Origin of the sequence: Hafnia paralvei ATCC 29927, from assembly GCF_001655005.1 — a bacterium.
Lineage (GTDB): Bacteria > Pseudomonadota > Gammaproteobacteria > Enterobacterales > Enterobacteriaceae > Hafnia > Hafnia paralvei.
On the sequence record NZ_LXET01000013.1, the window covers coordinates 103617 to 126879 of the forward strand.

Below are 23263 nucleotides of genomic sequence, written 5' to 3' on the forward strand. Positions count from 1 at the left end.
CCATAACAAATAGTTTATAGACTTACATTTGATGGGTGATTTGGTTATAACCCCAAAAAAAACCGTATTTTATGGGGCTAATGATAAATTAGGGCGGTTCTTAGCTAATTAAAGCAGGAATAAAGTGGCTAATCCAAGAAAGATAAAGAACCCACCGGTATCCGTTATTGCAGTGATAAGCACGCTGGAGCCCACGGCAGGATCGCGACCGAAACGGGTCATTGTCATTGGGATAACCACCCCCATCAGCGCCGCCATCAGGAGGTTTAGTATCATTGCTAGCGTCATAACGCCGCCCATCGCCGCATTATGATAGAGCAGATAGGTGACAAGCCCCATGAGCCCTCCCCAGACAATTCCGTTAATCAAGGCCACGCCGAGTTCGCGCAGTAATAAAAACGAGATATTACCTGCTTGAATATGTTGTAACGCTAAGGCTCGAACAATCATGGTGATGGTTTGATTACCGGTATTGCCACCAATTCCAGCCACAATCGGCATCAGCGCAGCCAGTGCGACGAGCTGAGAAATGGTGTGTTCAAATAACCCAATGACGCGTGATGCGATAAAGGCAGTACAAAGATTAAGCGCCAGCCATGCCCAACGTGTTTTTACCGCTTTAGTGACTGGGGCGAAGACATCTTCTTCGGCACTCAAGCCCCCCATACGACGTAAATCGGTATCGCTTTCCTCATAAACCACGTCAACGATATCTTCAATGGTGAGGCGTCCCATCAGCTTACCTTTGGCATCAACCACTGGGGCGCTGAGTAAGTCATCACGTTCGAAGGTTCGCGCTGCTTCTTCATCATTATCTTCCGGATCGAATGTTGCGGGATCTTTATCCATGACCTCACTGACGCGTTTTTCTGGCTTGTTCAGCAGCACGGTCGTTAAACAAAGTTCACCCAGTAGACGATTGGTTCTATCGGTGACAAAGAGCTTGTCTGTGTTAAGGGGAATAGCCCCGCGCATGCGTAAAAAACGTTGTACGGTAGCGAGTGAAACATCGGGACGTACGGTGATAATTTCGAAGTCCATAATAGCGCCAACGGTATGTTTACCGTAGCGAATGACTTCGCGAACCTGCGCACGTTGTTCCGGCTCCATCGATGTCAGTAGACGTCCCATCAGATTACGCGGGAGGTACTGTCCGAGATAAACCTGCTCATCGATATCAAGTGACCGTAATGCGGTTAGCAGTTCTTTGTCACTCATTTCATCGATAAGGCTGTCCCAAACGCTTTCAGAGGCTTCGACGAGTGTTTTACCACGCTTCTCTTTACCCACTAAACGCCAAAGCGCATGACGCTCATCCGCGGGGAGCGCTTCCAGTGTATCAGCCAGATCCGGCGCGGGCAGTTTATTAACGAGTGATTTTATTTCAGCGGTTTGGTCGAGGAGTTCTGGGTTGTGCAGTTGTTCTGGATCCTCAAGTTTGCCGAGGATACCTTCAGATAGCGATTTATTATTAAGCAGTAATTGCAGGATACGGAAACGGTCTTCTGCGCGTTGTTTAACATGATTTTTTGCAATGACGGGCATCAGAAAAGTAATTCCTTTTTCTTATTCATTATGAGGTTGTAGGCGTAAATTTGCCTGCTTAAAGCTTAGTCTTTAAGCGGTGTCTGCGCGTCTTTTTTCTGCGCAGGTTTTGCAGATTCAGTATCGAGTTGAAGTGGCTGAGATTTCTCAGTTGGTGCGATTTGCTGATTTTCCTTTTTATCCTGATGATGGGAAATCGCGCCAAAGGAAGCGTAGAGTAACCGACCAATCAAAATGATAAAGCTGATCAGCAGTACAATTTTGGTCATTTGGACGTTAGTACGTCGTTTTAGTTTATGAATATTCATCGTCGTCTAATCATCTCGTTTTAGAGATATCAGCCTCTGATTTAGGCATAGTCAGGCTGAGGCGTCAATCATAGATGTACTAAAGACAAAATCTTTCGAGCTATGAATGAGTTATCAATCTTTGGTGATTAATGATGGAAAGGGTAAGTTTCACCATCGTTAGCGTCTAGCATTTTATTAGCTTTTTAAATTTTGGTTTAACATTGGTTCAATATTTAATCTATTTAGTTAATAGAGAAAGAAAGATGCTTACAGGATAAATCTGGATTAAGCGCAAATTATAATTGAATTCAGTGTTTTTTGATCACCATCAAAAGGTAGAATACCACGTTACATAATATCTCAGGCCATTCTCAAAGCACCTTCATATGATGGGCTTGGATTGACGTCTGAACTCCTAGTGGGAGTTCAAAAGAGTGATTAGGATGCCACTTTTTATTAGCACTGTTTTTGCAACGAGCATTGTTGTTATTCATTCACTCAATGACCGTGTTAGAACATGTAGCAAGGAGTGACCTCGGAACCCATAAAAGTCTAGTCCATGAGCCAATTACAAAATCAAATACATCGCTTAAGTTATTGGTGGGGGCTCCCCCTACTTTTTGCAGCTATTTTATTACCTTTTAGTCTGATGGCATCCCCTTATCTTCTCGTTGGTGAGGGCGAGGTGTTTCTCCTATTCCTGCCGTTAGCGATCTCTGTCTCTTTATTAATGATTTTTAGCTGGCGCGTATTCCCCTCCCTTGCCATAGTTTCTTTCGTTCTCTATATCTACAAATTAGGACTTCTCCCCGGAGCATGGGTCGCGTTAGCGTTTACGCTTTCGCTAGGAATATGCTGGTATAGTTTTTTAAAGCATGTTGGAAATCGATGGTCATGTGGGTTCGGCCGCATGCAAACGATGCTGCCACGACTTTTTTGGATTGTCGTTGTTTTACCATTGGTTTTTCTTTTGTTGATACAGATTGCTGTTGCTCTGGGGGTGTTCATTCCTGTAGAGAGAATGGCTGCCTCTGCTCCCTTCTCAATAAGAACACTCATTAGTTACCAAGCATTAATATTGGCCTGCTTATCTGGTGTGCCAATGTGCTACTACCTGCTCCGTGTTGCCATCAAACCGCGCTTTATTCGCGTTATTGTCAGTCGTTGTCGTAAAGAGCTAGCCCAAGGCGTTAGCGCTTGGGAAATTCAGCTTTGGCTGGTTTTGTTGGTCATTATGCTGGTCATGTTATGTATCCCTGCTAACGATAGTACCAACATTTTTTTCACTGATTATACGGTGACGTTACTTTTGCCTTTGATGTTATTTGGGGCTATGCGCTATGGGTATCAATTAACTAGCCTTGTATGGTCAGCTTCGGTGATTACGCTACTGATTAATTATGATGGCTTTGTGCAGTGGGATAACTTAGCGCATAGTCTAGCGCTAATTATGTCGATGATGGTGATGTTTACACTTACCATTATTCTGATGGCCGCAGTAAATACACGCCAACGCAGGCTCTATATCAAAACGCAGCGCGCATCGATGATTGATCCTGTTATTCAACTGCCCAATTTGAGATGTTTGCATCATGACTTAAAACAGCATGAGCGCTCGGTGGTCTGTTTTTTACGCATCGCGAATCTGGATACGCTTTGCCGTACTTACGGGATGCAGTTACGGCTTGAGTATAAACAGCGTCTGGCCAGCATGATGAAAAAGGTGATGGCTAATAATGAAGGGGTATACCAGCTTCCGAGCTATGACCTCGTACTACGGCTAAATAATAAAAGTGCGGCTGAAACACTGAAGCGGCTTAACGATGCAATGAAAGCATTTCGTCTACTGTGGAATGGTCTGCCTTTGCGTTTACATTATGGCATTGGTTATTGCACCGTTCGTCAGCCACTAGAGCACATTTACACCATTATTGGCGAACTCAGTTCGATGGCAGAGCGTTCTCTTATCACTGGGAACGCAGAATCAACCCACCTTAATGCTCAGACATTGCAAGAGGGTATTCATAGTAAAGTTGCGATGCTTCACCACATCCAGAATGGCCTTGATAAAGATCGTTTTATGCTGATGGCTCAGCCTATTGAGGGATTTCGTGGCGATCGCTATTACGAAGTTTTGCTCAGGTTGCAGGACGAACACGGCAATATCATCATGCCAAACGACTTCTTCCCAGTGGTACAAGAGTTTGGGCTTAACTATGACGTTGATTTATGGGTACTTAATAATACGCTGGCATTTATCAATGAAAATCGTGAACGTCTGCCAGCGGTGTGTTTTGCGATCAATCTGACCCCATCAACGTTAGCTAGGCCGACTCTGGTGCAAGATATTGCTCGTATTCTGGCACAGTATCAGGTTGAGCCTTATCAAATAATCCTGGAAATCACCGAGAGTAATATTACACAGACCAAAGAACTGACTTCAAAAACGCTATCTCAATTACGCCAGATGGGATGTCGTATTGCCATTGATGATTTTGGTACTGGTTTTGCGAGCTACGATCGACTTAAACACATTGAAGCGGATATTTTGAAAATAGACGGAAGCTTTGTTCGTCAATTAATGGATAGTCCTATCGATCAGCAAATTGTATCGGCAATGTGTCAGATAGCACGCCTCAAAAAGCTTTTGGTTGTGGCTGAATATGTTGAAGATGAAGCACAAAAGTTTCAGTTGAAAGCACTGGGTGTTGATTATATTCAGGGTTATCTACTAGGAAAGCCACAACCTCTCTCTTCTCTCTGACTTTCTGCATATGACGACTAAATCTGCTTTTTATCACTGCTGGGCTTGTCCCGCAGTGAATAGGCGGGGTTAAGTAGTTAACTTGTTGATTAAATTACTTTTTAATTATTTGTTTTTGCTGTTTTTATATCAATAAACGTGAGTTTTATGCTTAAGGTCTCAGTAGTGTAAAATTCTTATGTATGTGTGTTTTTTAATCAATCATCCGCAGGGAACACCACATAATGGGGCAATTTATGTATGGTGATACTCTTAAAATACCAAATCATTAACTAGCTCACCAACTTTCTCTGGATGATGATTCCGCAAGTCAATTTAGCTCTTGTCTTTTACCTGCTAGAACGTGTTTACTTATCCGCGTAGTCGCCATATCTCGTCAGCTAATAACTTATACAGTAACTTTCTGTCCGGTGATGTAACCCAATCAAATGGCTTTGCACAGGGAAAGTCAGGGGGATTCAAACTCAGGCAGAGCGGCGTTTTATGTGTAGATGTGAATGATGTTGTTGGAAGGAAAGCCGACTACGAACTCGGTTGTCTTTTCTTCATTACCCCTACTTTCATCTGCAAGGCGATTTTTCCGCGGCTCACGATTCGCTTGAAACTCTTAAACTGTTATAAGGCAACACGACATCTCATTATGACTCATCGTTTAACGTCCAAAGATATCCTGGCATTAGGATTCATGACTTTCGCGCTGTTCGTTGGTGCAGGTAATATTATTTTTCCTCCGATGGTTGGGTTGCAATCTGGCCAGCACGTCTGGATTGCGGCTATCGGTTTTCTTATCACCGCGGTAGGTTTACCGGTGATGACGGTAGTGGCCTTGGCAAAAGTCGGCGGCGGTATTGATGCGCTGAGTACGCCAATTGGTCGTAAGGCTGGGTTACTGCTGGCGACGGTCTGCTATCTGGCAGTAGGGCCGTTGTTCGCCACGCCGCGTACGGCAACCGTTTCATTCGAGCTTGGTATCGCCCCTTTAACGGGCGATGGCGCTGCTCCGTTGCTGATTTATAGCGTGGTCTATTTCGCGCTGGTCATTGCCATATCGTTGTACCCAGGCAAACTGCTGGATACTGTCGGGCACATTCTGGCTCCGCTGAAAATCGTTGCGTTAGCTATTCTCGGGATTGCGGCGGTTTTATGGCCTGCGGGCGTACATGTGCCAGCCATTGAAATCTATCAGCAGGTTCCGTTCTCAAGTGGATTTGTTAACGGCTATCTGACCATGGACACGTTAGGTGCCATGGTGTTTGGTATTGTTATCGTTAATGCTGCGCGTTCCCGTGGTGTAAACGATAGCCGGTTGTTGACTCGCTATACGGTTTGGGCTGGTTTGATTGCGGGTATCGGTTTGACTTTGGTATATCTGAGCCTGTTTAAGCTCGGGTCAAGCAGCGGTGAATTGGTACCTGATGCACAGAATGGTGCGGTGATCCTGCATGCTTACGTTCAACATACCTTCGGTGGTATCGGAAGCTTGTTCTTAGCGGCTCTGATTTTCATTGCTTGTATGGTAACGGCCGTTGGCCTGACCTGTGCCTGCGCGGAGTTTTTTGCTCAGTACCTACCGTTTAGCTACCGCACGCTGGTCTTTATTTTGGGCCTATTCTCGATGGTTGTGTCGAATTTGGGTTTGAGTCATCTGATCCAGATTTCTATTCCGGTACTGACGGCGATCTATCCGCCATGTATTGTGCTGGTGGTCTTAAGCTTCACCGTACGCTGGTGGAATTCTGCTCCGCGTGTATTTTCACCGGTTATGATTGTGAGCTTAGTATTTGGCATATTAGATGCGTTGAAGGGCTCTGCATTGGCTAGCCATTTACCTGTTTGGACTGAACATTTGCCATTGGCAGGTCAAGGTTTGGCATGGTTGCCACCGTCACTGTTGGTATGCGTGGTTATGGCAATTATTGACCGCACGATGGGGCCGCGAAATGTCACGGTGCATAACTAAAATGATTTTTGATGGATCTGATTACATTTTTAGATAGTGTCTTCAGTGGTCTATGCATTTATAATCACAAATTATGAGTTTATTTGCAGCACGGGCGTATAGCGCCCGTGTTTTTTTTGACAGGTCTCCACGGGTAAATTTTGTATGCAACAACAACCCAACCAATTAAAGCGCGGACTGAATACGCGCCACATTCGTTTTATGGCGCTCGGTTCAGCTATCGGTACGGGGCTGTTTTATGGCTCCGCTGATGCGATTAAGATGGCTGGCCCAAGCGTGCTGCTGGCTTATCTCATTGGTGGTGTCGTCGCCTTTATCATCATGCGTGCGTTGGGCGAAATGTCGGTTAATAACCCGCAAGCCAGCTCGTTTTCTCGCTATGCGCAGGATTATCTCGGGCCAATGGCTGGTTATATAACTGGCTGGACATACTGCTTTGAAATCCTGATCGTCGCCATTGCCGATGTGACTGCATTCGGTATCTATATGAGCGTCTGGTTCCCTGCGGTACCGCATTGGATCTGGGTGCTCAGCGTGGTGCTGATCATCGGTGCGGTAAATCTGATGAGTGTGAAGGTCTTTGGAGAGCTTGAGTTTTGGTTCTCGTTCTTTAAGGTCGCCACGATTATCATCATGATTGTAGCGGGTATTGGCATTATCTTCTGGGGTATAGGTAACGGCGGCCAACCTACCGGCATTCATAATTTATGGACCAATGGTGGCTTCTTTAGTAACGGCTTTATCGGGATGATTTTCTCGCTCCAACTGGTGATGTTCGCTTATGGTGGGATTGAGATTATCGGTATCACTGCTGGTGAAGCAGAAAATCCAAAAGTGTCGATCCCAAAAGCCATCAACTCAGTTCCGCTGCGTATCCTTGTGTTCTATGTCGGAACGCTGTTTGTCATTATGTCGATCTACCCATGGAATCAGGTCGGGACACAAGGTAGCCCGTTTGTACTGACGTTCCAGCATATGGGGATCACGGTAGCTGCAGGTATTCTGAACTTCGTGGTGATCACCGCGTCCTTATCGGCTATTAATAGTGACGTGTTTGGTGTGGGGCGTATGTTGCACGGCATGGCACAGCAGGGACATGCGCCGAAAATCTTTTCGAAGGTTTCACGTCGTGGCATTCCGTGGGTCACTGTTCTGGTGATGGTTCTTGCACTGTTGATTGCAGTTTATCTGAACTACATCATGCCGGAAAATGTGTTCTTGGTTATTGCCTCATTGGCTACGTTCGCCACGGTTTGGGTATGGATTATGATCCTGTTCTCTCAGATTGCATTCCGACGCAGCCTGAGTCCAGAGCAGGTGCAGGCGCTAGAGTTTCCGCTACGTGGTGGGATCTTGACCTCAGCGATTGGCATTATTTTCTTGGTATTTATCATCGGTCTGATCGGCTATTTCCCTGATACCCGAGTTTCACTGTATGCAGGCATTGTATGGGTGATTGTTCTGTTGCTAGGGTACGGCTTTGTTAAGAAGTCGGCTAAAGTAGGCCATCAGGATAAGCAAAAACATATTGCTCGCTGATAGATGCTTGCATAAGCGAATCAAAAACGGAGCGTTTAGGCTCCGTTTTTGTTGGTGTTGAATTAACTCAAACGACTGATGTCCTCAGCTTCACTATGTTCCGCCGGTGCAATTATTTCGTGGCGATCTTCATCTCTCTCTTCTCGACGCGACTCGCGAACGCTGAGTATCAGTGCTTCACGAACATCGTGTAAATCACTGGTCAGTTGAGAATAGTTTTGTGCATTTTGGCTGGCGATTTTGCTGATATCGACATCCGCAGAGTGCAGGCTGGTAATCAGGATCAGCGCAGACAAAAATGGCATCAGGTGTGCTCGTAATTTGCCAAAGCAGAGTTTACTGAACAAATTCCCCTCCGTTGATACTAATAAATGGAGTGTCATAAATATCAGATTTCTATTGAAAGGAAAGTGTGAGGAAATCATTCGCCATGCTTGTCATGGTTCCCTTACCTTCAGACACATTTATGTGGGGAAATGTCAGTTGAAGGTAAGGGTAAAACAGTCTTAGTCAGCCTGTGTATGGCCGATAGCACGCATATCATTGCCCGTAGGAGTCTGGTGCACACGTAAACCAAATTCAGACACGATGGCAAACGTATGATCGAAGATATCGGCCTGAATGCTTTCGTACTGTGCCCAGACCGTGGTATTGGTGAAGGCATAGATTTCAAGCGGCAGGCCATCTGCCGTTGGCGCGAGCTGGCGCACCATTAGGGTCATATCTTTGCGGATTTGTGGATGCGCATTCAGATAGGCGACTAAATAGGCGCGAAAAGTGCCAAGGTTTGTCATGCGTCGTCCGTTTAGTGGAGAACTCAGGTCAGCTTGCAGTTCGCTGTTGTAGGTTTTTAGCTCCTGCGTTTTTGCATCGATATAAGGCGCGAGTAGCGCGCTTTTCATTAAGCGTTGATGCTCTTCTTCTGACATGAAATGTACGCTGGTGGTATCAATATTCAGGCTGCGCTTGATACGGCGGCCACCAGACTCAGACATACCGCGCCAGTTGATGAAGGAATCAGAAACTAGCGCGTAGGTCGGGATCATGGTGATGGTGTTGTCAAAGTTACGCACTTTGACCGTGGTCAGCCCCACGTCCACGACGGTGCCGTTAGCGCCATATTTAGCCATTTCCAGCCAGTCGCCCAGCTTGAGCATGTTGTTGGCTGAAAGCTGAATTCCTGCCACTAGCCCTAAAATGGGATCTTTAAACACCAACATCAAAACCGCGGCCATGGCACCCAAGCCGCTTATCAGCAGCAGTGGAGATTGCCCTATCAGCAATGAAATCATCAAAATACCGATGATGATGGCGGCAACGAGTTTGATGCTTTGGAAAATCCCTCGTAGCGGTAGCTGATCGGCAACCGACATATTGCTCGCCAGATCCAGTAAGGTATCAAGCAGAGAAAACAGTGCGAGTAGGGCATACAACATAACCCACATCTGGGCACAGATGATGAGTGCATCACCGGCATCGGTGCCAGGATGAAGCCAGAATACGGCCTGAATATTGACGATAACACCTTGTAAGGTAAAGGCTAATCGGTGGAAGAGCTTATGCTGGGTAATCACTTTCAGCCAGAGTATTTTGCTATGCTGACCGCGTTTTTCTAAGCGTGAAAGAAGTACCCGATGCAAAAGTAGATGGATGATGACCGCGGTCACCATGATGAGGCCGATAACAATAATCAGCGAAGTCACATGAGTGAATTCGATACCATACTGTTCTAGCCATCGTCTCAGTGTGTTATGCATTGAGATTACCTTTTCTTTCAAATATTTTGATGCAATATGCCGACATAGGCTAACCGTTCAGGGTTTACAGTCAACCCAAAAGCAAAGTTAATCACGTATCAACTCGCCATAGGTCAAGTGGCATGTGTGTTGGCTGCGTTTGTTCGCTCTAGTCACAGAGTGATCTATGCTCTTAGGGACTCACTCACTTGCCGCGTAACTCGACAATGCCTCGCTCCTTAGGAGCCTGCGTGGTGCGCTGTTAAAAAAGCGAAAGCCTTATTGCCCTGCAGCTCGAATTATTTACAGTAAGATAATAGGGGCTATCCTCCCCCGAACTCATCCCTACAAAAAGTGTTTACAGATGAGTGCAGCAAAACTTCAGCATGGCATGCTCCATTCCAATGATTATTGGGGGACTATTTTATGTTATTTGCTTGGCACTTACCCGTACCACCCTACGTACATCATCATGACGATCGTCTTGAGATCGGTTTATGGTTACAAGGCGATGATCTGCCGCATCAGGTCATGCTGAGGTGTGAGCCTGATAACGAAGAATGGCTGCTGGTGATGCAGACACAAAAGCAGGGGGATTATACCCGCTATCAGGCAGACCTTACGCTGTTGGCCGGTGAGTCAGTACGTCGGTACTGTTTTAAACTGTTGTGGGAAAATCGTCAGCAATGGTTTGGCCCTCAGGGGTTTAGCATTATTCCGCCAGCCCAGATGGCTCAGTTTGCATTAGAGAACCCAACGCTGTCACCGGCGTGGGTGGCCGATCAGGTTTTTTATCAAATATTTCCCGATAGATTTTCCTCTAGCGGGCTTGAGCATACGGTAAAAGATGGCAGCTATTTTCATCATGCGGTGCAACGTGATGTGATCCGTAAAGCGTGGGATGAACCTTTAACCGATGAAAATGCGTCTTCTACGTTCTATGGTGGTGATTTAGACGGTATCGCCGAGCGCTTGCCTTACCTAAAGGCGCTAGGCATTACCGCGTTGTATTTGAACCCTATTTTTACCGCGCCGAGCAACCATAAGTACGACACCGAAGACTACTATCAGGTTGATCCTTATCTAGGCGGAAATGCGGCGCTGATCAGATTGCGGGAGAAAACCCATGAGTTAGGTATACGCTTGATCCTTGATGGGGTATTTAATCATACCGGTGATACTCATCCGTGGTTTGATCGCTACCAGCAACAAACCGAAGGTGCTTATTACGATCCTGCATCGCCTCACCGCACTCGATTCACCTTTACTGCCGATGGGCGGGTGCTTGATTGGAAAGGAAACACCACATTACCTAAACTGGATTTCTCTAGTCAGTCGGTGGTCGATAGCGTATATCAGGCCGATGACAGCGTGCTACGCCATTGGCTGCGTGAGCCTTATCATATTGATGGCTGGCGTCTGGACGTGGTGCACATGTTGGGTGAAGGCGGCTCGGCACGAGGGAATTTGCACCATCTCGAAGGCATGTATCGTGCAGTAAAGAGTGAAAATCCGCAGGCATACGTGTTTGGAGAACACTTTGGTGATGCACGCCGCTGGCTACAAGCCGGAGTAGAAGATGCCGCAATGAATTACATGGGCTTTGCTCTGCCAGTGCGAGCGTTTTTGACCAATGTTGATGTGGCATATCAGCCTATCCAGCTTAGCGCGGCACAGTGTGCCGAATGGATGGATAGCTACCGTGCTGGATTATCACATACCCAACAGCTCGCCATGTTTAATCAGCTTGATAGCCACGACACAGCGCGTTTTATCACTCTATTGGCAGATAATCCACAACGTATGCCAATGGCCTTGGTATGGCTTTTTACTTGGATTGGTGTGCCTTGTTTGTATTATGGCGACGAGATTGGGCTAGATGGCGAAAATGACCCGTTTTGCCGCAAAACATTTCCGTGGGATGAGAGTCGATGGAATAGCGATTTATTGGCGTTAACTCAACGGATGGCAACGTTAAGACATCGATCTACGGCATTACGTCGTGGAGGGTGCCATATCGTACATGCTCGCGATGATATGCTGGTCTTTATCCGCCAATATGAGAACGAAACGGTACTGATTGCTCTGCAACGCAACGGTCGCGGACGTTGTATTTTGCCCAATTCACCGTTTATTCCAGCAGGACGTTGGCGTTGTATTGAGGGTGATGGCAAGCTGGCATGCGAGAACGGCTATATCGAGCTGATGATGTCGGCAGAGAGTGCAGGAGTGTGGCGTTGGTTTAGAGAATAACCATTTTGACAACGCGGGTTTGATGTACAGCCAATAAAAAAGCGGCCATTTGGCCGCTTTTATCATGTGACAAACTGAATTACAGTTTAGCCGCGTTTTCAGACAGGTATTTAGCAACGCCGTCTGGAGATGCGCCCATACCTTCTTGGCCTTTTTCCCACTGAGCTGGGCAAACATCACCATGCTCTTCGTGGAACTGCAGCGCGTCAACCATACGCAGCATTTCGTCGATGTTACGGCCCAGTGGCAGGTCGTTAACGACCTGATGGCGGACAACACCTTCTTTGTCGATCAGGAAAGAACCACGCAGAGCAACGCCAGCTTCTGGGTGCTCAATGCCGTATGCCTGCATGATTTCGTGCTTGATGTCAGCAACCAGTGGGTACTGAACTTCACCGATGCCGCCATTGTCGACAGGGGTTTTACGCCATGCGTTATGAACGAATTCAGAGTCCATAGAAACGCCAACAACTTCAACGCCACGGGATTTGAACTCTTTGTAACGGTGATCGAACGCGATCAGTTCAGAAGGACATACGAAAGTAAAGTCCATTGGCCAGAAGAACACGACTGCTGGCTTACCTTTAGTAAATTCTTTGAAGTTGAAGTTTTCAACGATTTCACCGTTGCCCAGAACGGCAGCGGCGGTAAAGTCTGGGGCTTGACGAGTAACCAGGACCATATTAACTCCTGTTAATTGTATGTTGGATGGATGATTAAATTCTTAGGTCGGGAGTCACTATACGTATTAAACGTTGGTGAATAAAGCGTAAAGCGCCGATTGATAAGATAGCTTTTACCTATCAATAATGCAAAAGGGTAAAAGTAAAGATTGGTATATAACATAGCGCTTTTGTAAAAAAGGGCAATAGCTAAACGCGCTAAGTGTTAACAATGTCAGTGTTTATAGGGTCTTTGCTTTGGCTTGAGCGATCATTTGCGGATAAAACTGCCAGAATGTTTGTTCAAGTTGCAGGTAATTATCTTCAATATCGACAAAAGATCCGGCCAGAGCGCCGAGTTTTGGCCGTCGATTAGCCATACCTTGTAACACTTTGGCAATAAACGGGAGCTCAGCATAGCGTTCTAGCCAGCGTTCTTGCCACATAAAAGCATTAAGATTTTGAAAGCGCTCGGGAGACTGCGGCAACATGGGGACGATTTCGGATCGAGCGTGGTTTACGAAAGCGTTTAGAGATATTTCCGGCTCTAACTCTTGCCAATGTAGTGCCAGGAAATGATCCCAAACCACATCGAGCGTAATAGGCGCGACGCGACGAAACTCTTGGCGAAAACAGCGTTTGGCTTCTAAGACCTGAGGGAGTCTATCGGTCATAACATCGACTCTACGATGCATAAAAATGCCATCAATGATGGGGGCAGAGTAGATGCCCTGTGGATTACCACGGACAAAGTCGGCTAAAAGATTGCCATACAGTGAGCTATGGGCCAATGAGGCAAGGTGAAGGTGTGCTAGAAAGTTCATGGGATGAGTATAGATGAGAATAACGCAGTTTAATCCATTCAATAACTAAGGTTATTTAATCTTATTTATTCTGGCTTATATCATACTGAACCGCTTAACAGTTGCAGCAGAGCGTTTGCAGCTCTAGACTAAGCGGCCTGTTTTTTGCGTGCTCCCTGCGTCCGCTATATATAGAGTGAATAATAACCATGCGTGTTTCTGATTTTTCGTTCGAACTCCCCGATAACCTTATTGCCCGCTATCCACAAGCGGAGCGCAGCGCTTGCCGTTTGTTATCGCTGGATGGGCCAACGGGAAAATTAGAGCATGGCGTGTTTACCGACGTTTTGAACAAAATAGACGCGGGAGATCTGCTGATCTTCAATAATACTCGAGTTATCCCGGCGCGTTTATTCGGTCGCAAAGCCAGTGGCGGAAAACTGGAAGTGTTGGTGGAACGTCTTTTAGATGATACTCGCGTATTAGCGCACGTTCGTGCATCCAAGTCCCCTAAGCCGGGCGCAGAGCTGCTGCTTGGCGATAATGAGGATATTCGTGTCACGATGGTTGCACGCCATGACACGCTATTTGAGCTGCGTTTTGAAGATGGCCGCGATGTACTGACTATTTTGAATGCTGCAGGGCATATGCCTTTGCCGCCTTATATTGATCGTCCAGATGAAGACGCAGACCGCGAGCTTTATCAAACCGTATATAGTTCACGTCCTGGCGCAGTTGCGGCGCCAACCGCTGGGCTGCATTTTGATGAACCTCTATTGGAAAAACTGCGCGCTAAAGGCGTGGAGATGGCATTTGTGACTCTGCATGTTGGCGCCGGAACATTCCAGCCAGTACGTGTGGACACTATAGAAAATCACACCATGCATTCTGAATATGCAGAGGTTCCGCAAGATGTGGTTGACGCCGTATTAGCGTGTAAGGCGCGGGGTAACCGCGTTATCGCCGTCGGAACCACGTCGGTTCGGTCGATTGAGAGTGCAGCCGCTGCGGCAAAAGACCAGCTTATTGCGCCATTTTTTGACGATACGCAAATCTTTATCTATCCGGGCTACCACTATCAGGTGATTGATGCTCTGATAACCAACTTCCATTTGCCTGAATCCACGCTGATTATGTTGGTATCTGCATTTGCGGGTTATAAAAATACCATGCATGCATATCACGAAGCGGTGGCAAAGGAATACCGCTTCTTTAGCTATGGGGATGCGATGTTTATCACCCACAGCGAATTAGCGGAGCAAGAGAAAGTGTCAGCCGAATAATTTCGTGGCCCGTACTGTTGCGCTGAAATGCGACGTACGGGCCAATTTTTGCCCACTTAGACTTTGGCTTCCCGTTCTAACGGGTATGTCGAATAGGGCGTCTTTCCATTAGGAATACAACATCAGACTGTTTTTCTGATGCTGGAGGTTTTGAGTGAAGTATGAATTAGATACAACCGACGGCCGTGCTCGTCGTGGCCGCCTGATTTTTGATCGCGGCGTGGTGGAAACCCCTGCGTTTATGCCTGTCGGTACTTACGGTACCGTCAAAGGGATGACGCCTGAAGAAGTGAAAGAAACGGGCGCACAAATTCTGCTGGGCAACACTTTCCATCTATGGCTGCGTCCTGGGCAGGAAATCATGAAGTTGCATGGCGACCTGCATGATTTTATGCAGTGGAAGGGGCCTATCCTAACGGATTCCGGCGGCTTTCAGGTATTTAGCTTGGGCAAAATGCGCAAGATTAAAGAAGAGGGTGTGCATTTTCGTCATCCGATCAACGGTTCTCCGATTTTCCTAAGTCCTGAAAAATCAATGGAAATTCAGTACGATCTGGGTTCTGATATTGTGATGATTTTCGACGAGTGTACGCCGTACCCTGCAGATTGGGATTATGCCAAGAGCTCGATGGAGATGTCTCTGCGCTGGGCGAAGCGTAGCCGCCAACGCTTTGATGAATTGGGTAATAAAAACGCCTTGTTCGGTATTATCCAAGGCGGCGTTTACGAAGATTTACGAGATGTCTCGTTAAAAGGGCTGGTAGAGATCGGCTTTGATGGTTACGCTGTGGGCGGCTTGGCCGTCGGCGAACCAAAGGAAGACATGCACCGTATTCTTGAGCATGTATGTCCACAGATTCCGGAAGATAAACCGCGTTACCTAATGGGTGTCGGTAAACCGGAAGATTTAGTGGAAGGTGTTCGTCGTGGTATCGACATGTTCGACTGCGTGATGCCGACCCGAAATGCGCGTAACGGTCATCTGTTTGTGACCAACGGTATTGTAAAAATCCGTAACGCTCAATATAAAGATGATACGACGACGTTGGATGCTGAGTGTGATTGCTACACTTGCCGTAATTATAGCCGTGCGTATCTACATCATCTTGATCGTTGTAACGAAATTCTTGGTGCGCGCTTAAACACTATCCATAACCTGCGCTATTATCAGCGTTTGATGGCTGGTTTACGCCAAGCTATTGAAGACGGTAAGTTGGAAGAGTTCGTCGCTGATTTCTATGGACGTCAGGGTAAACCTGTACCGCCCGTCGGCGCCAAATAGAATTTGGCCGGTTAGGAGTCATCTTTAACCGGCTTACTCTTTGTCGTCCAAGTTGTTGATAGCAAACCAGCGCTTCTACAACTAGACATCTTTAGAGTATAGAATGGCTTGTTTCTGGCTGTTTGTTGTTGCTTTCAATCTGTAGTTAATAATGAGGGATATTTAGATGAGTTTATTCATTTCCGACGCTGTGGCATCTGCTGGAGCACCGGCTCAGGGCAGCCCGTACTCTTTAGTGATCATGCTGGTAGTATTCGGCCTGATTTTCTATTTCATGATCCTGCGTCCACAGCAGAAACGCGCTAAGGAACATAAAAAACTGATGGATGCCATCAGCAAGGGTGATGAAGTTCTGACTAACGGTGGATTGATCGGTCGCGTAACGAAAGTTGCAGAGACGGGTTATATTGCCATCGCTCTGAACGATACCACTGAAGTTATCATCAAACGTGATTTCGTGACCGCTGTTCTGCCGAAAGGTACGATGAAGGCGCTGTAATTTTTGATTTTCCCTAAGGGAACTGCCGTGTTAAACCGTTATCCTTTGTGGAAGTACATCATGCTGATCTTGGTGATTGCCATTGGTCTGCTTTACGCACTTCCTAACCTTTATGGCGAGGATCCGGCTGTTCAGATCACTGGCGCGCGCGGTGTCGCCGCCAGTGAAACAACACTGGTCCAAGTCCGTGATGAGCTTGAAAAACAGCACATCGCCAGCAAATCTATTGCGCTGGAAAATGGTGCCATCTTGGCACGCTTCAAAGATACTGACGTTCAGCTCCGTGCACGTGAAGTGCTGATGGATATGCTGGGCGACAAATACGTTATCGCGTTGAACCTTGCACCTGCTACGCCAAGATGGTTAGAAGCCATTGGTGCAGAACCGATGAAGTTAGGTCTGGATCTGCGCGGTGGTGTGCACTTCCTGATGCAGGTTGATATGGAGACTGCTCTGAGCAAATTGCAAGAGCAGAGTATGGATATGCTGCGCAGCGATTTGCGTGAAAAGGGCATTCCTTATTCAACGATCCGTAAAACTGACGGTTCTACCAACGGCGTTATCATTACATTCCGTGATGCTGAGACTCGTGATAAAGCGAGCAGCTATCTGTCGCCTCGTTACCTTAATAATCTAGTATTTAGCAAGGTTGGTGATAATGGTCTGAAAGCGGTGATGACCGATCAGCGTCTGCAAGAAGCCCGTGAATATGCTGTTCAGCAGAACATTAATATCCTGCGTAACCGTGTAAACCAGTTGGGCGTTGCCGAGCCGCTCGTTCAGCGTCAAGGTGCAGACCGAATTGTGGTTGAGCTGCCGGGTATTCAAGATACGGCACGAGCGAAAGAGATTCTGGGGGCTACCGCAACCTTGGAATTCCGTTTGGTGAACTCGAATGCTGACAGCACCGCTGCTGCCAATGGGCGCGTACCAGGCGATTCTGAAGTGAAATACACACGTGATGGACGTCCTATCGTGATGTATAAGCGCGTTATCCTGACCGGCGATCACATTACCGACTCGACCTCGAGCCAAGACGAATTTAACCGCCCTCAGGTTAATATCTCGCTTGATGGCGCAGGCGGCAGCGCGATGTCTAATTTCACGAAGGATAACATCGGCAAGCCGATGGCGACCCTATTCGTTGAATACAAAGACAGTGGTAAGAAAGACGCGAGCGGTAAATCAATTCTAGCTAAGCAAGAAGAAGTGATTAACGTGGCGACTATCCAGTCTCGTTTGGGTAATAGCTTCCGTATTACCGGTATCGACAACCCGAATGAAGCTCGCCAACTCTCTTTACTGTTGCGTGCTGGCGCGTTGATTGCACCAATTCAGATTGTTGAAGAACGCACTATTGGTCCGACGCTGGGTGCTCAGAATATCACTCAGGGTCTGGAAGCATGCTTGGCGGGTTTGATTATCTCGATCCTGTTCATGGTGTTCTTCTATAAGAAATTTGGTCTGATAGCGACCTCTGCGTTGCTGGCTAACCTGGTGCTCATCGTTGGGATTATGTCCCTGCTGCCGGGAGCGACTCTCACCATGCCTGGTATTGCGGGGATTGTGTTAACCCTTGCAGTAGCAGTGGATGCCAACGTACTGATAAACGAACGTATTAAGGAAGAGCTTAGTAACGGACGTTCAGTACAACAGGCTATCAATGAAGGTTATCAAGGCGCATTCAGCTCCATTTTTGATGCTAACGTTACGACGCTTATCAAGGTCATCATCCTGTATGCCGTTGGCACCGGGGCAATTAAAGGCTTTGCGATCACGACCGGTATTGGTGTGGCGACGTCAATGTTTACCGCAATTATCGGTACTCGTGCCATCGTAAACCTGTTGTACGGCGGCAAGCGCATCAACAAGCTGTCTATCTGAGGAGTGCGTTGTGGCACAGGAATATAGTGTTGAACAATTAAATTACGGCCGTAGAGTCTATGACTTTATGCGCTGGGACTACTGGGCTTTCGGTATTTCTGGTTTTCTGTTGCTCCTTTCTATCATCATTATTGGTGTGAATAAGTTCAACTTAGGGCTGGATTTTACTGGTGGTACCGTCATTGAAGTTTCGCTGGAAAAACCAGCTGATATGGACATGATGCGTGATGCACTGAAGAAAGCAGGTTTCGTTGATCCTCTGTTGCAGAATTTTGGTAGCAGTCGTGACATTGTTGTACGTATGCCTCCAGCGACAAGTGAAGCTAGTGGGGAAGCGTTAGGTAGCAAAGTCATTAGCGTGATTAACGAGGCGACCAGTCAGAATGCAACGGTAAAGCGTATTGAGTTTGTAGGCCCGAGCGTTGGCGAAGATCTGGCACAACATGGCGCTATGGCGCTGTTGGTCGCGCTAATCGCTATTTTAATTTACGTTGGCGTTCGCTTCGAATGGCGTTTGGCTGCTGGTGTGGTCATTTCATTATTGCATGATGTGATCATCACCTTGGGCGTATTGTCGCTATTTCATATTGAGATCGATTTAACTATCGTCGCGTCGCTGATGTCGGTTATCGGTTACTCACTTAACGACAGTATTGTGGTATCTGACCGTATCCGTGAGAATTTCCGTAAGATCCGTCGTGGAACCCCTTACGAAATCTTCAACGTGTCGTTGACACAAACGTTGCATCGAACACTGATCACTTCCGGCACCACGTTGATGGTGATCCTGATGCTGTATTTGTTTGGTGGACCGATGCTGAAAGGCTTCTCGTTGACCATGCTGATCGGTGTTTCTATCGGTACAATTTCGTCTATCTATGTTGCATCTGCGCTGGCTCTGAAACTGGGCATGAAGCGTGAACATATGCTACAGCAGAAGGTCGAGAAAGAAGGGGCGGATCAGCCGTCAATTTTGCCGTAATCTGATGTTGTGTGATCGTCTTTGCCGTAATCTGATGTTGTGTGATCGTCGGCTATAATGCAAAAACCCCGCTGCGGCGGGGTTTTTTTATGGCATAAGCACTAAACGAAAATCTATTGGCGCTCAATACCACTTAAGCGAATGAAGCCCAGATTTTCTGGCGCGATATCGCTTAAGCGAACTTCCATGCTGGTAACGTTAGTCGGTGTTGCAGGGCTTTTAAAGCTGATACTTTGTGACAGCGTGCTGCTTTGGTCTGGCTCTAACGTTGCTTGATTCAGCGAGCCCCACTCCAAAGAGCCGGTGAAACTTGGCAGAATTGAGCCGTTGGCGGTTTTTATTTGCAACACGGCTTTGCTGCCATCGGCTTCGGGTTCCAGATGGCTTATCAACAAGCGCAGTTGACCGATGCTGGTGATCCCTACGGCGTCGCTGTTGGCGGCTGGGATCAGGTAAATGCTCTGCTCGTTATTTTCATTCATGGCTTTCTGACGCTCCAGATACTCGGCTTCAGTGCTAAGTTTCTGAACTTTTTGTGTCAGCTCCTGAACTTCCGACTGAAGAGCCTCAGTTTTTGGATCAGAAGCGCATGCCGTTAGCATCAATGCCAAAGGGGCAAGCACGAATAAAGGGCGGTATATAGACATAGATCGCTCGATTTATTATGGACATAGATAAAAGATTAATCGCCTTTGACCTGAATGTCACATGCTAATTGCTACTAGATCGATATGACTAAGTATAGTGTGATGGCGGCGATGTGCGGGGAAGTTTGTCTGCATGCCATTTCATCCCGCGAAATTAGGATGGGAGCCGCGAGCAAATTATCTTCAGATTTTGCATAAATGCCCTGTTTTCGCGAAGAATGAGGCTGAGAGCGCATTATTGCCAAACTGACATCCCTTTGTTGTTATGCCACTTCGGGGTACACTAACGTTATCTCAGGCCTTTCAGGAAGAGCTATGCATTGCCCATTTTGTTCCGCCGTTGATACCAAAGTCATTGATTCCCGTTTGGTCGGGGATGGTACGCAAGTGCGTCGTCGTCGCCAATGTCTGGTTTGTAATGAACGATTCACCACTTTTGAGGTTGCCGAACTCGTCATGCCCCGCGTTATCAAAAGTAACGATGTTCGCGAGCCATTCAATGAAGATAAGTTACGCAGTGGTATCCTAAAAGCATTAGAAAAACGCCCTGTAAACTCAGACGATGTTGAAATGGCCATTAGCCATATCAAATCTCAGCTTCGCGCAACCGGTGAACGAGAAGTTCCTACCAAGATGGTGGGAAATCTGGTGATGGATGCGTTGAAAAAGCTCGATAAAGTGGCGTATATCCGCTTTGCCTCCGTCTATCGTAGTTTTGAAGATATTCGCGAGTTTGGCGAAGAAATTGCCAAATTGCAGGACTAAGCACTGGCTTAGATTAGTAAGTTAATCTCCGGACGAAACCTATGCATAACCAGCCGCGTGGCGATGAGTTTTACATGGCGCGAGCCTTTGAGTTAGCACGCCGCGGGCGTTTTACCACAACGCCTAATCCAAATGTTGGCTGCGTTATTGTTCTTAACGATGAAATTGTCGGTGAGGGTTATCATCTACGCGCGGGTGAGCCCCACGCTGAGGTTCATGCATTGCGCATGGCTGGTGATAAGGCCCGTGGTGCGACTGCCTATGTCACGCTTGAGCCGTGCAGCCACCATGGTCGCACCCCGCCTTGTGCCGATGCGTTAGTTGCAGCCGGTGTTAGCCGTGTTGTTGCCGCTATGCAGGATCCCAATCCGAACGTGGCGGGGCGTGGGCTGTTTAAGCTCCAGCAAGCGGGGATTGATGTCAGCCATGGCCTGATGATGAATGAGGCCGAAGCCGTCAATCGTGGTTTCCTCAAGCGCATGCGTACAGGATTCCCCTTTGTGCAGCTCAAAATGGCGGCATCTCTGGATGGCAGAACGGCGATGGCATCGGGCGAGAGTCAGTGGATCACTTCTGCCGCATCGCGTCAGGATGTGCAGCGCTACCGAGCTCAAAGCTCAGCCATATTAAGCTCTAGTGCTACCGTATTAGCCGATGACCCTTCATTGACGGTGCGTTGGGATGAATTAGACGTGACTACCCAACAGGCTTATCCGCGTGAAAATCTTCGCCAGCCACTGCGCGTTATCATTGATAGCCAAAATCGTATAACGACTGAGCACAAACTTATCTCTCAGGCAGGTGAAACCCTGCTAGCTCGTATTCATCCCGATGATCTGCATTGGCCTGAAAACGTTAAACAGTTGGCGATCCCGCAGTATGGACAAGGGATAGATCTGGTTGTTTTGATGATGCAACTTGGCAAACTGCAGATCAATTCGGTGTGGGTGGAAGCGGGGGCATCTCTTGCTGGAGCGCTTTTGCAGGCTGGTTTAGTCGACGAGTTGATTATCTATCTTGCCCCTAAGCTCTTAGGGGATGCAGCGCGCGGTTTGTGTGTTTTGCCGGGGCTGGAACAGCTGGCTGACGCTCCCCAGTTTGTTTTTAGCGAAGTCATGCCCGTAGGACCGGATTTACGTATTGTGCTGCGTAATGCGTATTAACCTGCTCTTCGGGTATTGTTTTTACTGATTTATTTTTGTTTCAGTTCGTCTCTAGCTCAAGTAAGCAAAATGCACCTGAGCAGGTGACGAAAGAATGTGATAGAATCCGCCCCCCTATTAGCTCTTCTAGAAGGGATAGGGGTATTGAACATCAAGATTTTAAGGAAACTGCATGAAAACGATTGAAGGCGTTGTCGCTGCTCCGCAAGCTCGTATTGCTATCGCTATTGCGCGTTTTAACAATTTCATTAACGACAGCTTGCTGGAGGGTGCCATTGACGCCCTGAAGCGTATTGGCCAGGTTTCTGATGACAATATCACTGTAGTCTGGGTTCCGGGTGCTTATGAACTGCCATTAGCCGTTCGTGCACTGACCGACACCAATCGCTATGATGCGGTTGTCGCTTTGGGAACCGTTATCCGTGGTGGCACTGCCCACTTTGAATTTGTTGCGGGTGAATGCAGCTCCGGTCTAGCAAGCGTTGCGATGAACAGCGTTGTGCCGGTCGCATTTGGCGTACTGACTACCGAAAGTATCGAACAAGCCATTGAACGTGCAGGGACTAAAGCGGGTAACAAAGGTGCAGAAGCTGCCCTGACCGCTCTCGAAATGATCAATGTTCTTAAAGCAATTAAAGCCTGATTTTTAGTAAGGGGAATTCCGTGAAACCTGCTGCTCGCCGCCGCGCCCGTGAATGTGCTGTTCAGGCACTTTATTCTTGGCAGATATCCAAAAACGACATTGCTGATGTTGAATATCAGTTCTTGTCAGAGCAGGACGTCAAAGATGTCGATATTAGCTACTTCCGTGAGCTGTTGTCTGGCGTCGCCACTAACGCAGAGTATCTGGATGGCCTGATGGCTCCAGTATTGTCGCGTCAGTTGGAAGAATTGGGTCAGGTTGAGAGAGCGGTTCTGCGTATTTCTCTGTTTGAACTGAGCAAGCGCGAAGACGTCCCTTACAAAGTGGCAATCAACGAAGGTATTGAGCTGGCAAAAACTTTTGGTGCAGAAGATAGCCATAAGTTCGTCAACGGTGTGCTGGACAAAGTTGCCCCGACTATTCGTAAATCTAAAAGATAAAATTGCTGTTCAGGTTCACCTGACGGAAGCCCTCGGGCCATCTCGTTTATTCAAAAGGCCGGTTTTCCGGCCTTTTTGTTGGGTAAAATCAGGTGAATAGATAATGGCGATAATTTAAACCAA

General features: G+C 47.2%; 20 protein-coding genes. 13 read left to right on the forward strand and 7 right to left on the reverse strand.

What is annotated here, in order from left to right; genetic code table 11:
* Nucleotides 1-108: 108 nt before the first annotated feature.
* Both mgtE and M988_RS04900 read right to left on the reverse strand, forming a co-directional pair.
* On the reverse strand, nucleotides 109-1545 hold the full coding sequence (gene mgtE, locus M988_RS04895) for a magnesium transporter (protein ID WP_008814397.1): 1437 nt from the start codon (nucleotides 1543-1545) through the stop codon (nucleotides 109-111).
* A gap of 65 nt (nucleotides 1546-1610) precedes the next feature.
* Nucleotides 1611-1853 (reverse strand): YfgG family protein, encoded by a 243-nt coding sequence (locus M988_RS04900; RefSeq protein ID WP_008814396.1) that lies wholly within the window; start codon nucleotides 1851-1853, stop codon nucleotides 1611-1613.
* Between the two features lie 541 nt (nucleotides 1854-2394).
* On the opposite strand from M988_RS04900, the gene M988_RS04905 reads away from it, so the two are divergent.
* From M988_RS04905 to proY, 3 genes are all read left to right on the forward strand, one after another.
* Nucleotides 2395-4599, forward strand: a complete 2205-nt coding sequence (locus M988_RS04905) for a sensor domain-containing phosphodiesterase (protein ID WP_064573102.1) — start codon at nucleotides 2395-2397, stop codon at nucleotides 4597-4599.
* A 640-nt stretch (nucleotides 4600-5239) separates the two neighbouring features.
* Nucleotides 5240-6559 carry a branched-chain amino acid transport system II carrier protein gene (gene brnQ / locus M988_RS04910; protein WP_064573105.1) on the forward strand — a complete coding sequence of 440 codons (1320 nt, stop codon included), beginning with the start codon at nucleotides 5240-5242 and terminating at the stop codon, nucleotides 6557-6559.
* A gap of 144 nt (nucleotides 6560-6703) precedes the next feature.
* The gene (gene proY / locus M988_RS04915; RefSeq protein WP_039188460.1) at nucleotides 6704-8098 is read left to right on the forward strand and encodes a proline-specific permease ProY; all 1395 of its coding nucleotides are present in this window, start codon (nucleotides 6704-6706) and stop codon (nucleotides 8096-8098) included.
* A 62-nt stretch (nucleotides 8099-8160) separates the two neighbouring features.
* On the opposite strand, the gene M988_RS04920 is transcribed toward proY, so the two are convergent.
* Nucleotides 8161-8445, reverse strand: coding sequence for a hypothetical protein (locus M988_RS04920; protein ID WP_008814392.1), 285 nt, complete (start codon nucleotides 8443-8445; stop codon nucleotides 8161-8163).
* Between the two features lie 159 nt (nucleotides 8446-8604).
* Nucleotides 8605-9855 carry a mechanosensitive ion channel family protein gene (locus M988_RS04925; RefSeq protein ID WP_004847716.1) on the reverse strand — a complete coding sequence of 417 codons (1251 nt, stop codon included), beginning with the start codon at nucleotides 9853-9855 and terminating at the stop codon, nucleotides 8605-8607.
* A 405-nt stretch (nucleotides 9856-10260) separates the two neighbouring features.
* On the opposite strand from M988_RS04925, the gene malZ reads away from it, so the two are divergent.
* A complete protein-coding gene (gene malZ, locus M988_RS04930; protein ID WP_064573107.1) occupies nucleotides 10261-12087 on the forward strand; it encodes a maltodextrin glucosidase in 1827 nt (608 codons plus the stop codon).
* Between the two features lie 79 nt (nucleotides 12088-12166).
* Here malZ and M988_RS04935 read toward each other — a convergent pair whose 3' ends face one another.
* On the reverse strand, nucleotides 12167-12769 hold the full coding sequence (locus M988_RS04935; RefSeq protein WP_004847724.1) for a peroxiredoxin C: 603 nt from the start codon (nucleotides 12767-12769) through the stop codon (nucleotides 12167-12169).
* A 222-nt stretch (nucleotides 12770-12991) separates the two neighbouring features.
* Nucleotides 12992-13573, reverse strand: coding sequence for an ACP phosphodiesterase (locus M988_RS04940; protein ID WP_064573108.1), 582 nt, complete (start codon nucleotides 13571-13573; stop codon nucleotides 12992-12994).
* A 188-nt stretch (nucleotides 13574-13761) separates the two neighbouring features.
* Between M988_RS04940 and queA the strand changes: the two genes are divergently transcribed.
* The 5 genes from queA to secF all read left to right on the forward strand — a co-directional run bounded on the left by queA (nucleotide 13762) and on the right by secF (nucleotide 19482).
* Nucleotides 13762-14835: a tRNA preQ1(34) S-adenosylmethionine ribosyltransferase-isomerase QueA gene (gene queA / locus M988_RS04945; protein ID WP_008814389.1), complete on the forward strand. Its 1074-nt coding sequence runs from the start codon at nucleotides 13762-13764 to the stop codon at nucleotides 14833-14835.
* Nucleotides 14836-14989: 154 nt separating this feature from the next.
* Nucleotides 14990-16117 carry a tRNA guanosine(34) transglycosylase Tgt gene (gene tgt, locus M988_RS04950; RefSeq protein WP_008814318.1) on the forward strand — a complete coding sequence of 376 codons (1128 nt, stop codon included), beginning with the start codon at nucleotides 14990-14992 and terminating at the stop codon, nucleotides 16115-16117.
* Between the two features lie 166 nt (nucleotides 16118-16283).
* A complete protein-coding gene (gene yajC / locus M988_RS04955; RefSeq protein WP_004096758.1) occupies nucleotides 16284-16616 on the forward strand; it encodes a preprotein translocase subunit YajC in 333 nt (110 codons plus the stop codon).
* 27 nt (nucleotides 16617-16643) lie between these two features.
* On the forward strand, nucleotides 16644-18500 hold the full coding sequence (gene secD / locus M988_RS04960; protein ID WP_008814317.1) for a protein translocase subunit SecD: 1857 nt from the start codon (nucleotides 16644-16646) through the stop codon (nucleotides 18498-18500).
* Between the two features lie 10 nt (nucleotides 18501-18510).
* Entirely contained in the window at nucleotides 18511-19482 is a 972-nt protein-coding gene (secF, locus tag M988_RS04965) for a protein translocase subunit SecF (RefSeq protein ID WP_008814316.1), read from the forward strand.
* Between the two features lie 113 nt (nucleotides 19483-19595).
* On the opposite strand, the gene M988_RS04970 is transcribed toward secF, so the two are convergent.
* Nucleotides 19596-20129 carry a DUF3251 domain-containing protein gene (locus tag M988_RS04970; protein WP_064573110.1) on the reverse strand — a complete coding sequence of 178 codons (534 nt, stop codon included), beginning with the start codon at nucleotides 20127-20129 and terminating at the stop codon, nucleotides 19596-19598.
* Between the two features lie 315 nt (nucleotides 20130-20444).
* On the opposite strand from M988_RS04970, the gene nrdR reads away from it, so the two are divergent.
* From nrdR to nusB, 4 genes are all read left to right on the forward strand, one after another.
* Entirely contained in the window at nucleotides 20445-20894 is a 450-nt protein-coding gene (gene nrdR / locus M988_RS04975; protein ID WP_004096754.1) for a transcriptional regulator NrdR, read from the forward strand.
* Between the two features lie 41 nt (nucleotides 20895-20935).
* Nucleotides 20936-22057: a bifunctional diaminohydroxyphosphoribosylaminopyrimidine deaminase/5-amino-6-(5-phosphoribosylamino)uracil reductase RibD gene (ribD, locus tag M988_RS04980; RefSeq protein ID WP_064573114.1), complete on the forward strand. Its 1122-nt coding sequence runs from the start codon at nucleotides 20936-20938 to the stop codon at nucleotides 22055-22057.
* Between the two features lie 172 nt (nucleotides 22058-22229).
* Nucleotides 22230-22700, forward strand: coding sequence for a 6,7-dimethyl-8-ribityllumazine synthase (gene ribH / locus M988_RS04985; protein WP_004096750.1), 471 nt, complete (start codon nucleotides 22230-22232; stop codon nucleotides 22698-22700).
* 20 nt (nucleotides 22701-22720) lie between these two features.
* Nucleotides 22721-23140: a transcription antitermination factor NusB gene (gene nusB / locus M988_RS04990; RefSeq protein ID WP_004096748.1), complete on the forward strand. Its 420-nt coding sequence runs from the start codon at nucleotides 22721-22723 to the stop codon at nucleotides 23138-23140.
* The last annotated feature ends 123 nt before the right edge of the window (nucleotides 23141-23263 follow it).

Coding starts and splice junctions, on each gene's coding strand:
- mgtE (WP_008814397.1), bottom strand. CDS start 1,545: ATGCCCGTCATTGCAAAAAATCATGTTAAACAACGCGCAGAAGACCGT.
- M988_RS04900 (WP_008814396.1), bottom strand. CDS start 1,853: ATGAATATTCATAAACTAAAACGACGTACTAACGTCCAAATGACCAAA.
- M988_RS04905 (WP_064573102.1), top strand. CDS start 2,395: ATGAGCCAATTACAAAATCAAATACATCGCTTAAGTTATTGGTGGGGG.
- brnQ (WP_064573105.1), top strand. CDS start 5,240: ATGACTCATCGTTTAACGTCCAAAGATATCCTGGCATTAGGATTCATG.
- proY (WP_039188460.1), top strand. CDS start 6,704: ATGCAACAACAACCCAACCAATTAAAGCGCGGACTGAATACGCGCCAC.
- M988_RS04925 (WP_004847716.1), bottom strand. CDS start 9,855: ATGCATAACACACTGAGACGATGGCTAGAACAGTATGGTATCGAATTC.
- malZ (WP_064573107.1), top strand. CDS start 10,261: ATGTTATTTGCTTGGCACTTACCCGTACCACCCTACGTACATCATCAT.
- M988_RS04935 (WP_004847724.1), bottom strand. CDS start 12,769: ATGGTCCTGGTTACTCGTCAAGCCCCAGACTTTACCGCCGCTGCCGTT.
- M988_RS04940 (WP_064573108.1), bottom strand. CDS start 13,573: ATGAACTTTCTAGCACACCTTCACCTTGCCTCATTGGCCCATAGCTCA.
- queA (WP_008814389.1), top strand. CDS start 13,762: ATGCGTGTTTCTGATTTTTCGTTCGAACTCCCCGATAACCTTATTGCC.
- yajC (WP_004096758.1), top strand. CDS start 16,284: ATGAGTTTATTCATTTCCGACGCTGTGGCATCTGCTGGAGCACCGGCT.
- M988_RS04970 (WP_064573110.1), bottom strand. CDS start 20,129: ATGTCTATATACCGCCCTTTATTCGTGCTTGCCCCTTTGGCATTGATG.
- nrdR (WP_004096754.1), top strand. CDS start 20,445: ATGCATTGCCCATTTTGTTCCGCCGTTGATACCAAAGTCATTGATTCC.
- ribD (WP_064573114.1), top strand. CDS start 20,936: ATGCATAACCAGCCGCGTGGCGATGAGTTTTACATGGCGCGAGCCTTT.
- ribH (WP_004096750.1), top strand. CDS start 22,230: ATGAAAACGATTGAAGGCGTTGTCGCTGCTCCGCAAGCTCGTATTGCT.